This is a genomic window from Plantibacter sp. ME-Dv--P-122b, from assembly GCF_030209375.1.
Classification (GTDB): domain Bacteria; phylum Actinomycetota; class Actinomycetes; order Actinomycetales; family Microbacteriaceae; genus Plantibacter.
In genome coordinates this window covers 526,886-540,297 of the sequence record NZ_JARVSC010000003.1, presented here as the reverse complement: position 1 = coordinate 540,297, position 13,412 = coordinate 526,886, and the positions used below count along the sequence as shown (strand labels likewise).

Genomic DNA, 13,412 nt, shown 5'->3' with positions numbered 1-13,412 from the left:
AGTTCTCCTGTGACCACGACCCGCCGCGCCCTGATCCTGATCGACGTCCAGGAGGAGTACTTCGCCGGTCCGCTCGCGATCCAGTACCCGCCGCGCGACGAGTCGATCCTGCGTATCGCGACCGCCATCGACGCGGCGACGGCAGCAGGAATCCCGGTCGTCGTCGTTCAGCACGCATCGGGCAGCGGGGCTCCGGTCTTCGACCCGGACACGAGCGCCTTCGAGCTCCACCCCGAGGTCGCCCGCCGCGCGCAGCCGTCGTGGAAGGCGGTCGTGAAGGAGTACGGCTCGGTCTTCGCCGGGACGGACCTCGAGGCGTGGCTGCGCGTGCAGGGCGCGGACACCGTGACACTCGTCGGGTACATGACGAACAACTGCGTCATCGCGTCCGCGGCGGGCGCCGAGGAACTCGGCATCGACGTCGAGGTGCTCTCCGACGCGACCGGCGCGATCAACCTCGAGAACGCGGCCGGGTCCGTCGACGCGAAGACGGTGCACACGACCCTCATGGCGCTGCTCGATTCGAACTTCGCCGCCGTGGCGACGACGGCGTCCTGGACGCAGGCCCTCATGGACGGCACGGCGCTGCCGAAGGACGACCTGGTGTCCTCCGCCACGCGAGGTGCGGGTCGCGGCTAACCTCCCGCCACCGTTCAGCCCGTGACGGCGACGTCCCGGAGGTCGAGGTGCTCGCTGACGAAGTCGGTGGGGAAGCCGGTGACGCCGTCGCGCACGACGGTGAGGGTGATCCCGGTGTAGAGCCAGTCTGCGGCGTGGTCCTTCGAGACCAGTGCTGCGGCTTCGCGGAGTCGTTCGTCCGCGACCTCCGGGTCGGTCGCAGCCCTCGCCTCGGCGATCAACGACTGCACCGTCGGGTTGTCGTAGCCGAAGTAGTAGGCCGGGTCCGCCCAGTGCTGGATGTCGCGTGCCTCGACGTGGTTCACGAGACTGAGGTCGTAGTCGTGGTTGGTGTAGACGTCGTTCAACCACGTGGGGAACTCGACGCTGTCGACCGTGAGGGTGACGCCGATGGCCTTGAACTGCGACACCAGGACGTTGGCCGCGGCGGTGCCGTAGTGGTTCGGGACGGTGAGCGTGAGCGCGAGATCCTCCTGCCCGGCCTGGGCGAGGAGCGCCTTCGCCGCCTTCGGGTCGTAGCTCACGACGTCGCTGAGGTCTTCGTAGCCGGGATCGAGCTCCGGGATCGGTCCGTACTGCAGGGCGGCGGCGCCACCGACCGCCTCGACGATGGCCGCGTGGTCGATGGCGGTACGGAGCGCCTGCCGGACGAGGGGGTCGTCGAGCGGTGCGCGCTGATTGTTGAAGGCGAGGGTGTACTTGTCGGTCGTCTTCCCCTCGACGATCGTCAGGCCGTCGGCACGAGCGACCTGGTCCCGCAGGTTCGCATCGAGACCGATCTGCACGTCGACCTCGCCGGCGAGGGTCGCGTTGACGGCCGAGGACGCATCGGGGATGTAGCTGAAGACGACCTCCTTCACCTCCGGAGCGTCACCCAAGTAGTCGTCGTTCCGCTCGACGGTGATGCTGTCGCCCTGCTTCCACGACGTGACGCTGAACGGCCCGGTGCCGTTCGCCGTCGTCGACAGGTCGTTGTCCGCCCCGGACCGGAGGACGAGCCCCGCACGACCCGTCAGCGCCCACAGCAGGTCGGAGTCGGGGGAGCTGAGCTGCAGACGGACGGTGCGGTCGTCGGTCGCCGTGACGGTCTGCAGCTGCTCCAGGTCGAGGTGGTCGACGAACGCCGCGTTCTGCTGCACCTGCGTGAGCGAGTCGACCACGTCGGCGGCGGTGAGTGGAGCGCCGTCGTGGAAGGTCACGCCGTCGCGGAGGACGAAGGTGTACGTGAGCCCGTCGGCACTGACCTCGTGGCGCTCGGCGAGGGTGTCGACGATCTCGTTGTCCGTCGTACGCGAGACCAGCCCTTGGTAGACGTTGTCGATGAGGACCTGCTCGAGTGCGACGCCGGAGGTCGTTCGGATGTTCAGGTCCGACGGCTCGAGGACGAGGCCCACGCGGAGCGTCGCGTCGGTGTCCGCGGTGGGTGTCGTGGCTGGGCCCGCGCAGCCGCTGAGGACGAGCAGGGAACCGGTGGCCGCGATCACGGCGGTGAGCAGGTGACGACGCAGTCGATGACGGGGCATGGAGAACATTCTCGCGGATCCCGGCACCGGCCTGGTCCGGTGCCGATCGGAACAGCCCGAGCCGGGTCAGTCCGAGGCGTCGTCCGACAGCGAGCCGCTGATGACCGCGAGCGTCGCCGACTGCGCGCGCTGCGCACGATCGCCACGTCGGCCCACGAGTAGCCCGACCACGGATTCCGTCACGAGCATGATGGCCGCCCGGGAGGTGTGCACGAGTTCGTCGCGGAAGGTCGCGTCGATGGGAGCGACCACGAGTGCGACATCGGCGAGTTCGGCGACGGCCGAGCGTGGGAAGGAGGTGATCGCGAGGACGGTCGCGCCACTCGCCCGGGCTGCCGCGGCCACGTCGACGGACGCCCGGTTCGCGCCCGAGCCCGACAGGACCAGACACGCCGCGCCCGGGCCGAGGTGGGTGGCCGCGATCTGCTGCCCGAGCGTGTCGGGCAGGTACTCCGCCGGTCGGCCGGCCGAGATGAGCCGCATCGCCAGATCGGAACCGAGCGGTGAGGAGAGGCCGTTCGCTGCGATGAGCAGTCGCGGCGCCTCGTCGAGCACCCGGACGAACCGTTCGAGCGTCTCCTCCGTCATCGCCGACGTCGTCTGGCCGAGGCGACCGGCGAAGTGGTCGATGGCCCCGCGGAGGGTGCCGAGCATCGTGTCGTCGCCATCGTCACGGGCGGTCGGTGTCCCGAGCGCGACCTCGCGGGTGAGGGCGACCCGCAGCTGCGGGTAGCCCTCGTACCCGAGCGACTGCGCGGTGCGGATGACGGTGGCGCGGCCGACGCCGGCGAGGTCGGCGACCTCCTGGGCGGTGCGCTCGATGCTCGCCTCGATGTCCTCGGCCACCGTCTCGGCCACCCGGCGTTCGCTCGGCTGGAGCGACGGCGCGAGCATCGCGATCCTGGCCGTCGGCGGGGCGTCAGCGGACCCTGTCCACATTGCGGCTCCTCGTCGTGCGGGCGGGAAGGGCGGTACGGGTGGTGCGGGCGATGCCGGGGCCCCGGGTGATCCGGCGTCGGATGGCACCCGAGATCGCGTCCATCGTCATGGTCACGACGACCACCACGATCAGCAGCATCCCGACTGTATCCCACTGGCGATAGTTGGTGTAGTTCGCCAGCATGCTGCCGATCCCGCCCGCGCCGACGAGCCCGAGGACTGCCGAGGTGCGGATGTTGATCTCGAACCGGTAGAGCGCGAGCGACAGCAGTGCCGGGGCGGCGGCGGGCCAGAGCGCCCAGCGCGTCACCTCGGCGGTACCGCCACCGGCCGCGCGGACGGCCTCCGAGGCGCCCTCCTGCACGGACTCGATCGTCTCGTAGACCCACTTCCCCTGGGTGCCGATGCCGGCGATCCCGAGGGCCAGCGCGCCCGTGAACGGGGTGAGTCCGGTGATCGTGAGCAGGATGAGGGCGATGATCACCTCCGGGACCGCGCGGATGACGGCGAACACCCCACGCAACGGCAGCCGCAGCCAGACCGGCCCGACCGACCCTGCGGCGAGCATGCCGAGCGGGATCGAGACGAGGACGCAGAGGATGGCCCCGATCCAGGCCATCGAGATCGACCGCCACATCTCGGTGAGCGCCCGCGGCAGCTTCTCCCAGTTCGGGCTCTCGAACATGAGCCTGCCGAAGTGCACGAGCTGCGCCGGGACGGTGCCGAGGTCGCGCCAGTCGATCGGCAGGCCGGCGGTCGCGACAATGACGACGATCCCGACGGCGACGGCCGCGAGGGTCGGGACGAGCCGCGAGGGACGGCGGGGGAGCACGGTGTTCGGATCGTTCGCGGTCATACGAGTCGCCTCCGCAGCAGGTTGGACGCGACCTCGATGAGCACGACGACGACGAGGATCTCGAGGACGATCACCGAGACGTCGTCGTAGGCGTAGAAGGCCCGCCGTTCGTCGAGCAGGCGACCGATGCCGCCGGCGCCGACGATGCCGAGGATGGCGGAGATGCGGACGTTGAGCTCCAGGGTGTACAGCCACTGGTTCGCGAACAGCGGCCAGACCTGCGGGAGGACGGTGACGCGGTTGATCTGCGTCTGCGTCCCACCGGCGGCCTTGCCGGCCTCGATGTACGGGTGGTCGGCGGAGTCGATCGCCTCCGAGACGAGTTTGACGATGATGCCGAGGTCGAAGAGGAAGAGCGTCAGGAGGCCGGGCAGCGCACCGACGCCGACCATGGCGACGAGGATGGTCGCGTAGACGAGGTCGGGCACCGCTCGGACGACGTTGACGATCGCGCGCAGGATGCGACGCGACAGACCGTTCGGGTTCGTCGGGGCTGCCGCCCACAGCGTCAGCGGGACGGACAGCAACGCAGCGGCCACCGCACCCACGAGCGCCATCTGCAGCGTCTCGAGCATCGGTTGCACCGTGCGCGGCAGGAAGGCGACGTCGGGTTGGAAGAGCTGGAGGAGCAGACCGGATCCGTTGTCCCAGTGGGAGACGAGCGCGCCGAAGTCGAGTTGTACGCCGCCGATCGCCGGAAGGCAGGTGGCGATCGTGAAGGCGGCCACGGCCCCGATGATGAGCGCGGTTCGCAGTCGGGTGCTCGGCCTGGGCGGCAGCTGCCAGTCGGTGCCGGGCGGCAGCTGCACGTCGGTGCCGGTCGCCGTCATCGGTCGAGCCGATCGTCGGGCTGGATGGGGCGGCCGTAGATGCGCTCGAAGTCCGCCTCGGTCGCGTCGGCTGCGGAGCCGTCGTACACGAGTTCGCCGTCGCGGAGCCCGATCATGCGGGTCGTGTAGGTGCGCGCGAGGTCCATGAGGTGGATGTTCACGAGCACCGTGAGGCCCGTCTCGGTGTTCACCCGGCGCAGGTCGTTCATCACCGTGTGTGCGGTCGGCGGGTCGAGGCTCGCGACGGGCTCGTCGGCGAGCATGACGCTCGGCTGCTGCGTGAGGGCGCGGGCGATCGCGACGCGCTGCTTCTGCCCGCCGGAGAGTTGCGCCGCGCGCGTCCAGACCTTGTCGAGCATGCCGACCGACTGGAGTGAGCGCAGAGCGAGCTCCCGGTCGGTGGCGGTCGTCAGACCGAGGAGGTTCCGGTACGTCGGGGTGCTGGCGAACCGGCCGACGAGCACGTTGCGGTACACGCTCGTCCGGTCGGCCAGGTTGAAGCCCTGGAAGATCATGCCGACGTGCCCGCGCAGCCGACGGAGCTGCCGGCCGCGCAGACCGGTGACGATGTGCGGCCCGACGGCGACGGTCCCGCTCGTCGCCGACACGAGGCCGTTGATCGTGCGGATGAGCGTCGACTTGCCGGAGCCGGAGAGCCCCACGACGGAGACCATCTCCCCGGCGGCGATGTCGAGCGAGACGTTGCGGAGCGCCTTCGTGCCGTTCGGATAGGTGACCGAGACGTCGTCGAGACGGATGGACCACGACGCGGAGGCCGCGAGCTGGGCTCGGGCCTCCGCGCGATGCTGATCAGTGTTCATGCACCGGATTCCTGGAGAGGGTCGATCGGTTGGAGCGGGTCAGTTGGAGAACTGGTCGAGGATCTCGCCGTAGCGGGTGATCTCGTCCGGCGCGGTCTTGTCGGTCCAGCCGGAGAGGCCGACGAGGTCGAACATGACCTTCTTCGCCGCGTCGGAGGAGTCCGCGTAGCCCGCCATGAGCGTGGTGAGCTGCTTGGTGAGGTCAGCCGGGAGCGACTTCGAGACCGCGACGCCACCGTTGGGGATCATCTCGGTGTAGGCGAACGCGACGACCTTGTCGGCGACGTCGGGCGCCTCCTTGAGGACGGTCGTGCGCGCGTCCCAGTAGCCGAACGAGACCTCGGCGTCGCCGTTGTAGACGGAGAGGACCGCGTTGTTGTTGCCCTCGACCGGCACCTGGGTGATGTCGGCGTCCGTGTCGATACCGGCGTCGCGCATGGCGACCACGGGGTACTGGTAGCCGGCGGGCGAGGTGGCAGCCTGCAGAGCGACCTTGGTGCCCTTCGAGATCTTGTCGAGGGCCTTCAGCGCGGCGGGTCCGGTACCGGTCGCAGCGTCGGCGCCGGGCTCGATGCCGTTGCAGTACGAGAGCGGGGTGTCGCTCGCCGCGTAGGTGACCATGACGGGAGCCTCGGCGCAGTACTTGTCGGGGTTGTTCGTGTAGGCGACCGACGCGTACGAGGTCGCGCCGAAGCGGACGTCGCGCAGGATGAGGTTCGCGTCGTAGCGCTCGGTCGCGTTGTAGAGCGAGCCGGCGTCGGTGATGATGACCTGCGCCTGGTCGCTGCCGAGGGCCTCGACGGTCGCGGCGTAGTCGGTCGCGACGACGCCGTTGACCTCGATGCCGAGGTTCTCCGACAGGTAGCTGGTGAGCGGGTCGAGTGCTTCGGCGAGGTCCTCGCCCTCCACCGACGGCACGAGCGAGATGGTGATGGAGTCGGGCCAGGACGCCGTGCCCGTGGCCGACGGGGAGGAGGCTGCAGGGCTGCAGCCGGCGAGGGCGAGGGCGGCGACGGCCGCGACGCCGGTGAGGAGCAGGGTCTTACGCATGTTCGGGATGCCTTTCGAGGGTGGAGGGTGATCAGGAGGCGGACGGAGCGGGCGTGGAGGTCGTGGAGGCGTCGGGGAGGCGCGATGCGGCTGCGGCCCAGGCGATGATCTGGTCGTACAGGTCGGCGAGCGAGCGCCCACGCATCGTGGCGGTGGCCGTCGAACGCTCGAAGGTCGCGCCGACGAGAGCGGTGTCGGCACCCAGCTCGGCTGCGGGGGCGAGGTCGTTCTCGACGATGTCGCCGACGGCGAGGACGGGGCCGGTGGCGAGCGCGTCGCGGATGAGCGGGACGAGGCCGGCAGGCTTCCCGACGGTGAAGTGCACGGCGTCGAACGCCTCGGCGACGCCCCAGGTCTGGAGGAGCGCCGTGATGCCGTCGCCGGGGGCGTTCGTGGCCAGGACGAGTCGGGCCCGGGTGCCGAGTGTCTCGAGGAACGCGGGGAGGCCGTCGGGGGAGTCGACCGCCGCTTCGCTCGAGCCGAGCAGGGCGCGGGAGTCGTCGTAGGAGGCGCCGATGACGTCGGCGCCGACGCCGGCTTCGCGGGCGATCCGGGTCACGGCGTCGTACCCGTCGCGGGCGTCGGTCTCGCCGTTCGCGAACGCGGCGAGGGCTGCCTCGGCGCGCATCGCGAACTCGGCGTCGCCGGTGCGCTCGGCGATGGCGCGGGCGAAGGCCGTGATCGGCCCGTCGCCGAGGGCGAGGGTGCCGTCGAAATCGAAGAGGATGGTGGGGGCCACAGGCGCTCCTTCTGAGCGTTTCGTTCACACGGCCGCTCCTGCGGACGCTGCGTCCATCATGGACGGCGAGTGTGGACGCAATCACCATGGCGGGTGAACGGCGGGTGAATTCACCGACGCACGAGCCGCCTATGCTGTGGTGCTGTGATGATGACGGAGTTCGCGCGACGAGCGGTGACCGAACCCGCGACCGTGCTCGAGGAGTGCTCGTGGCTGGGCGCGGCGATCGACGACGACACGGCGGCCGGCCGGTTCGCCTCGTGGGGTGCGTCGACCGTCATCGACGAGCACACGGGCGGGCCGGTCGTGCCACGCGTGCTGTTCGAGGCGCTCCATGCGCGCGCCGGCATCGCCGCGACCTGGCCGGTCGGGAACGCCGGGCTCCTCCATGTCTACGGCTATCTGCTCTCGTCGGTCCCGACGCCCTACGGGTTGAAGCGCGACCGCTGGCTCGACGGAGCGCTCGCGCGCGCGTTCGGGCTCCCCGACGACGAGTTCGTCCCGTGGGCTCGTGCGTCGTCCCTGCTGTCGCGGGTGACGGTGGCCGCGCAGGACCTGCTCGCACGACCGGTACGGACGGCCGACGGCCCGTCCGGTCGGATGCGTCTGGCGCTCGGTGACCGGTCGGAAACCGACGCCGTCGCGCTCGTGTACGGCATCGACGAGCGCCTGATCACGACCTTCCCGGTGGCTTCGGCCTCAGCGGTGCTGGAGGAATGGGACGCCGCGCCCGACCGCCCCCGGTGGAACGCGGCCCCTGCAAGCTGACGCTGATCAGGCGTCGGAGGATCCTCGGCGGGCGTCGTCGCGACGGGACGCAGCACGCACCGATCGCACGCCGGATCGGCGGAGGCGCCTGGCGACGAGACCGGCCAGCTCCATGGCGAGCACGTAGCTCACGACGCGGACCGCGAGCAGCACCATGACGAGCACCGGCGACACGAGGCCGGGCGAGATCACCGCGAACGACAGCGCCCAGATCGCGACGCCGCCGGCCGCCGCCGCAAGCCAGGTCACCACGCGGCCGGGATCACGGCGTCGGGCGAGCACCAGGTCGATCGCCGCCGCCGGGACGACGAGCGCGACGATGATCGCCGGGCCGAGCGCCGTGAACGCCAGCGCGAGGACGCCGGTGACGGCCGCGGTGAGCACCGTCGCACCGGGCGTGCCCGTCCAGCGCCTGGCGAGCATCGGCATCACCATCGTGACAGCGGCGATCGCGGCGTAGAGCACCGGGTTGAGCACGGCGGCGGTCGAGGTCAGCGGGCTGACGAGGAGGAGGACGAGGGCGCCGACAGCGCCGAAGGCCGCGCAGCGCAGCAGGGTCGTGGTGGTCGCGGATCTCATGGCCTCAACAGGGTAGTGGTGATGGAAACGCGATGGGGCGGGCCGAGCCCGAAGGCTCGACCCGCCCCATCGGTCGGGTCCGGGTCAGCGCCCGGTGACGAGGCGGCGTCGGATGACGAGCCCGGTACCGAGCAGCAGCAGGATCGCCGCTCCGACCATTAGTGGTGCGACGGTCGTTCCGGTCGAGGCGAGCACCGGACCCGGCGTGCTCACGGTGGCCGTGGACGGGTCGGAGGTGAACGATTCGCCGCCCGGCGTCACGCCGGTCCCGAACGCGGTGTTGCGGATCGAGCCCGCGTTCAGGTCCGCCTGGGTGACCGTGTACGTCGCGGTGCAGACGATCTGGAGCCCGGGGGCGAGGAGCGCCGTGCCCGTTGGGCAGGTGATCGCCGAGAGCGTGCCGGTGCCGGTGAAGTCACCCTCCTGGACCGCGACGTCACGCAGGGTGACGTTGCCGGTGTTCGCCACCTGGAAAGAGTAGGTGATGACCTGTCCAGCAGCGGTGGCCCGCTCGACGTCGGCCGTCTTGACCACCGAGAGCCCGGGGACGGGCGGCGACGGGATCGTGACCTCGGACGGCGGCGAGACCGGCGGCACACCGGTCACGCTGTTCGGCGGCGTCGCCGTCGCGGTCGCCGAGTTCGTGATCAGACCCGCGTCGACGTCGGCCTGCACGACCGTGTAGGTGGCCTCGCAGGTGGTCGTCGCGCCCGGTGCCAGCGAAGCGGGCTCGGCCGGGCAGACGACGTCGGACAGCTCGCCGGCGCCCGAGAACTCCCCTTCCGTCACCGTCGGGTTCGTCAGCGTGACGTTCCCGGTGTTGGTGAGGAGGAAGGAGTAGGTGACGACCTGGCCGACGGCGAGACCGTCCTGGGCCACCGCATCGGCCGACTTCACGACGGTGATGGCGGGGGTCGCCGGGAACGCGACGGTGGTCTCCGACGGCGGTGAGACCGGGGGAGTGCCACCGTTCGGCGGGGTGCCGGTCGCGGTCGCGGAGTTGGAGATCGAGCCTGCATCGACGTCGGCCTGGGTCACCGTGTAGGTGGCCTCGCAGGTGACGGTCGCGGCTGGGGCGAGCGCGCCTGCCGCGGGCGGGCAGACGACCTGGGACAGCTCACCGGTGCCGGTGAAGTCGCCCTCGATGACCTGGACGTCGGTGAGGGTGACATTGCCGGTGTTGGTGACGAGGAACGAGTAGGTGACGTCCTCGCCGGCGTTCGCGACCGTGGTCGGCGTCGCCGACTTCGCGACGGTGAGCGCCGGGGCCTGGGCCACGCCCGGGATGGTGACCTCCGACGGCGGCGAGACCGGCGGCTGGCCCTGTGGCGGCGTCCCGGTCGCGGTGGCCGAGTTGGAGACGGTACCGGCATCGATGTCGGCCTGCGTCATCGTGTAGGTCGCTTCGCAGGTGATGGCCGCCGCGGGTGCGAGCGTCGCAGCTCCTGCCGGGCAGACGACATCGGAGAGGTCTCCGGTGCCGGTGAACGCGCCCTCGTCGACCTGGACGTCCGTGAGCGGGACGTTCCCGGTGTTGGTGACGAGGAAGGAGTAGGTGATCTCGTCGCCGACGGCGTACTCCGCCGCAGCGGGGGACGCGGACTTCACGACGGTGATCGCGGGAGCCTGCGGCACGAACTCGACCGTGGCGTCGGCCGGCGGGTTGAGGCCGACGCTTGTGATGTTGTCGGGACCGTTCGTGAACGTCCCGGCGACGGGCGACGTGACCTCGACGGTGACGGCGCACGAGGTCATGCCCTGGCTGAGGTTGCCGGTGACGTCGATCGACGAGCCGCCCTCGGGCGCGGTGACGACACCCGACGGGCAGGTGGTCGACGCGTCGCTGTCGGCGATCGTCAGGCCGGTGGGCAGCGCGTCCGTGAACGACCAGCCGTTCTTGGCGGCGAGCTCGTCGGTGTTCGTGATGGTGAGCGTCAGCGTGGACGTCTCACCGGCGACGACACTCGTCGGGCTGAACGACTTGTCCAACTGCGGGGAGACGTCGAGCACCTGGATGTTGTCGAAGGCGTGGTCGTTGCCGGCCGTGCCGCCGCCGGTCAGGTTGCGGGCGACGATGCCGACGGTCGCCCCGGGGAGCAGGACCGCTCCCGGTGAGACGTAGGTGCCGACACGGACGTTCTCAGCCCCTGCCGCACCGGTCGCCGGGGCGGTGACGGACCGGGAGCCTGCTGCAGTACAGCCGTTGATGGCCCCGACGGAGTGAGCGCCACCCTGGTCGTCGGTGAGGAAGAACTCGAGGACGGGCTGCTGCGATGCGTTGCAGGACACCGCGGCGAGATCTACCGAGGTGGTCAGGAACCGGCCGGCGCTCGTGAGCGCGATCGGGTCGACGGTCGCGAACTCGATCGCGTTCGGCGGGTTCATCGTGAGGTTCTGCTGCGAGGTCCAGGCACTCACGGAGTGGTTGGCCGTGTCGCCGTCGTCGCCGCCGAGCGCCCAGGCGAGCTGCCGCGTGCGCCCTTCACCGGAAGCCGACGCCGCGAGGCACTGCGGCTCCGCGGACGAGGCGAAGCTCGTGATGTTGCCGTTGCACTGGGTGTGGTCGCGCCAGGAGGCGTCCGCGGTGTACCGCGTGCCGTCGGCCCCGACGTAGTCCTCGATGTACGTCGGCGACGTCACGCCGTTCTCGAAGTCCTCGGCGTAGACGACCGAGCCCGTCTGCGGCGTTCCCGGCGTCCCCGGCAGCGCCTGCGCGGTCGACCCGACCCCGACGAGCGACAGCGCCGACAGGACGGTCACCCCGATGATCCCCATGGTCGCGCGACCGGCGGACGGTGCCCCCCACCGGTTCCGCCACCGCGCGCGGTGACTCCTTCGACCCGTGTGCTGCTGCATGTGTGTTGCCTCCCCGTGAAGCGGCGGTGCGCCCGCCGAAAACCTGGCCCCAGCTGAGGGGCCGAGGATCAGTAGAGCGGCAAGCCGCGCGCGGTCCGGGCGGATCGGCCAAAGACCACCCCGCATCCTGCCCCGGGTGTTCCCCGACAGGTGGCGGTCACTTAGGGTTGACCCGTGCACATCGGTCGGGATAGGTATTTTCCCTCCCTGGGGACGGGGTTCCTCCACCCCACGGACGTCGCCCCGGTCACCCGTCTCCTCACCACGGCCATCCAGGAGGAGGACTGGGACACGGTCGTCTCGGTGATCGAGTACGAGTGGGGGATCCTCATGGCGCTCGACCTCGCCACGCTCGACCGCGCGCTGCAGGCGCTCCCGGCGCGCGTGCTCTCGAACCACCCCATCGTCTTCGCCGTCCGCGAGATCCGACTCAACATCCGCGGGGAGACCGACGGACTCGACCAGTCGGTGGGGCAGTTCCAGCTCCCGACCCATCCCGACGACATCCGAGATCGCGCCCGTACCGAGCTCGCGCGCATCAGCCTGAGCGCATCGACGGCGTTCATGATCGCCTACCGTGTGCACGGCCGGCACCAGCGGGCGCTGCACTACGCGCGGATCACCGAGGAGCTCGCGCGACGGGCCCGCGTGCACCGCCCGACCGAGTTCGCTCCCCGCGTCCCCACCGCCCTGCTGCAGGTGGGGATCACGAAACTGCTCGTGGGCGACCTCCACGAGGCGAGCCTCGTGCTTCGCGAGGCATACGAACTCCGGGACGAGTCGTGGGACGGCCGGAACGGCGGTGACGCCTCCGGCAAGCTCGCCCTGCTCTATGCGGTGCGCGGCGAGATCGTGGAGGCGGACCGCTGGCTCGGACGCCACGACGACGGGGGCGGCGCCCATGGGTGGATGGTGCCCCTGGTCCAACTGTCCGGGTCCATCGCCCGGGCGCTGATCGCCATCGCCCGCGTCGACCGTGCGGCGGCGGAGACCGCGCTCGCGACGTTGGAGCTCCAGGTCAACCGCGAGCGGTCCTGGGCCCCGTTCATCACCTACGCGCAAGCGCAGCACGCACTCCTCTGGGGCGATCGACGGGCGGCGCTGCAGCTCATCGAACGCACCCGTGTGTTCGCCGGTCGCAGCCTGCGTCATGCCGGGTCGGAGCGTCTCCTCGACGCCGTGGAAGCGTCACTCCTCCTCGCCCTCGACCGTCCGACGGAGGCCAGCGTCCTCCTCGACGGCCGTGACCGGAACGCCCACACCGCGGCGGTCGCCTCGCGGCTCGCGCTCCTGACCGACCGCAAGTCCCTCGCCCGGGAACTCGCCACCGCCGGGCTCGCGGAGGAGCACATCGACGCCGGTGCGCAGACGGAGCTGCTCATCACCTCGGCGCTCGCCGACGACTCGGACGAGGACGGGCGGCGGCATCTCCTGCAGGCGATCGCGACGACGGCGCGGACCGGGATGCTCACGCCCTTCGTGGTCGCGCCGCGCAGGCCGCTCCGACACCTCCTCGGCACGGTGTCGCCCAGCGAGACCCATGCGCGGATCGAGCGGACGCTCGCCTCGAGTCCCGAGCCGACCCCGGAGACCGCGCAGCTCGTCGAGCTGACCGCCACCGAGCGCCGGATCCTCCAGCTCTCCGCGGGGGGCCGGACCCGTCAGGACATCGCGCAGGCGCTGTACGTGTCCGCGAACACGGTCAAGTTCCACTTCCGGAACGTCTACCGGAAGCTCGGTGTCGACTCCCGCGAGGACGCGCTGGCCACCGCCCGGCGGTTGGGGCTGCTCCCGACCGAGCGGTGACGGCGG

12 protein-coding genes are annotated in these 13,412 nt (G+C 70.8%); 3 read left to right on the top strand and 9 right to left on the bottom strand.

The window, feature by feature from the left end; translation table 11 throughout:
- The first annotated feature begins 9 nt into the window (after positions 1-9).
- A complete protein-coding gene (locus QRN19_RS07240) occupies positions 10-639 on the top strand; it encodes an isochorismatase family protein (protein WP_285026076.1) in 630 nt (209 codons plus the stop codon).
- A 14-nt stretch (positions 640-653) separates the two neighbouring features.
- On the opposite strand, the gene QRN19_RS07235 is transcribed toward QRN19_RS07240, so the two are convergent.
- The 7 genes from QRN19_RS07235 to QRN19_RS07205 form a co-directional block, all read right to left on the bottom strand.
- On the bottom strand, positions 654-2,162 hold the full coding sequence (locus tag QRN19_RS07235) for an ABC transporter substrate-binding protein (RefSeq protein WP_285026075.1): 1,509 nt from the start codon (positions 2,160-2,162) through the stop codon (positions 654-656).
- A gap of 66 nt (positions 2,163-2,228) precedes the next feature.
- Positions 2,229-3,101 (bottom strand): MurR/RpiR family transcriptional regulator, encoded by an 873-nt coding sequence (locus tag QRN19_RS07230; protein WP_121293987.1) that lies wholly within the window; start codon positions 3,099-3,101, stop codon positions 2,229-2,231.
- A complete protein-coding gene (gene phnE, locus QRN19_RS07225; RefSeq protein WP_285026072.1) occupies positions 3,082-3,957 on the bottom strand; it encodes a phosphonate ABC transporter, permease protein PhnE in 876 nt (291 codons plus the stop codon). The genes QRN19_RS07230 and phnE (QRN19_RS07225) overlap by 20 nt, the downstream gene beginning before the upstream one ends.
- Positions 3,954-4,787 carry a phosphonate ABC transporter, permease protein PhnE gene (gene phnE, locus QRN19_RS07220; protein ID WP_285026071.1) on the bottom strand — a complete coding sequence of 278 codons (834 nt, stop codon included), beginning with the start codon at positions 4,785-4,787 and terminating at the stop codon, positions 3,954-3,956. Before phnE (QRN19_RS07220) ends, phnE (QRN19_RS07225) begins: the two co-directional genes overlap by 4 nt.
- Positions 4,784-5,608 carry a phosphonate ABC transporter ATP-binding protein gene (gene phnC / locus QRN19_RS07215; protein WP_285026070.1) on the bottom strand — a complete coding sequence of 275 codons (825 nt, stop codon included), beginning with the start codon at positions 5,606-5,608 and terminating at the stop codon, positions 4,784-4,786. The genes phnE (QRN19_RS07220) and phnC overlap by 4 nt, the downstream gene beginning before the upstream one ends.
- Positions 5,609-5,647: 39 nt before the next feature.
- Positions 5,648-6,658 (bottom strand): phosphate/phosphite/phosphonate ABC transporter substrate-binding protein, encoded by a 1,011-nt coding sequence (gene phnD, locus QRN19_RS07210; RefSeq protein WP_285026068.1) that lies wholly within the window; start codon positions 6,656-6,658, stop codon positions 5,648-5,650.
- A gap of 31 nt (positions 6,659-6,689) precedes the next feature.
- Entirely contained in the window at positions 6,690-7,397 is a 708-nt protein-coding gene (locus QRN19_RS07205; protein ID WP_285026067.1) for an HAD family hydrolase, read from the bottom strand.
- A 174-nt stretch (positions 7,398-7,571) separates the two neighbouring features.
- Between QRN19_RS07205 and QRN19_RS07200 the strand changes: the two genes are divergently transcribed.
- Complete coding sequence (locus tag QRN19_RS07200) at positions 7,572-8,165, top strand: amino acid deaminase (RefSeq protein ID WP_285026065.1); 594 nt, start codon at positions 7,572-7,574, stop codon at positions 8,163-8,165.
- 6 nt (positions 8,166-8,171) lie between these two features.
- Here the strand turns inward: QRN19_RS07200 and QRN19_RS07195 are convergent, their stop codons facing one another.
- Positions 8,172-8,744: a hypothetical protein gene (locus QRN19_RS07195; protein ID WP_285026064.1), complete on the bottom strand. Its 573-nt coding sequence runs from the start codon at positions 8,742-8,744 to the stop codon at positions 8,172-8,174.
- Positions 8,745-8,828: 84 nt separating this feature from the next.
- Positions 8,829-11,600: a CLIPPER-2 domain-containing protein gene (locus tag QRN19_RS07190; RefSeq protein WP_285026063.1), complete on the bottom strand. Its 2,772-nt coding sequence runs from the start codon at positions 11,598-11,600 to the stop codon at positions 8,829-8,831.
- 174 nt (positions 11,601-11,774) lie between these two features.
- Between QRN19_RS07190 and QRN19_RS07185 the strand changes: the two genes are divergently transcribed.
- Positions 11,775-13,406 carry a helix-turn-helix transcriptional regulator gene (locus QRN19_RS07185; RefSeq protein ID WP_285026061.1) on the top strand — a complete coding sequence of 544 codons (1,632 nt, stop codon included), beginning with the start codon at positions 11,775-11,777 and terminating at the stop codon, positions 13,404-13,406.
- The last annotated feature ends 6 nt before the right edge of the window (positions 13,407-13,412 follow it).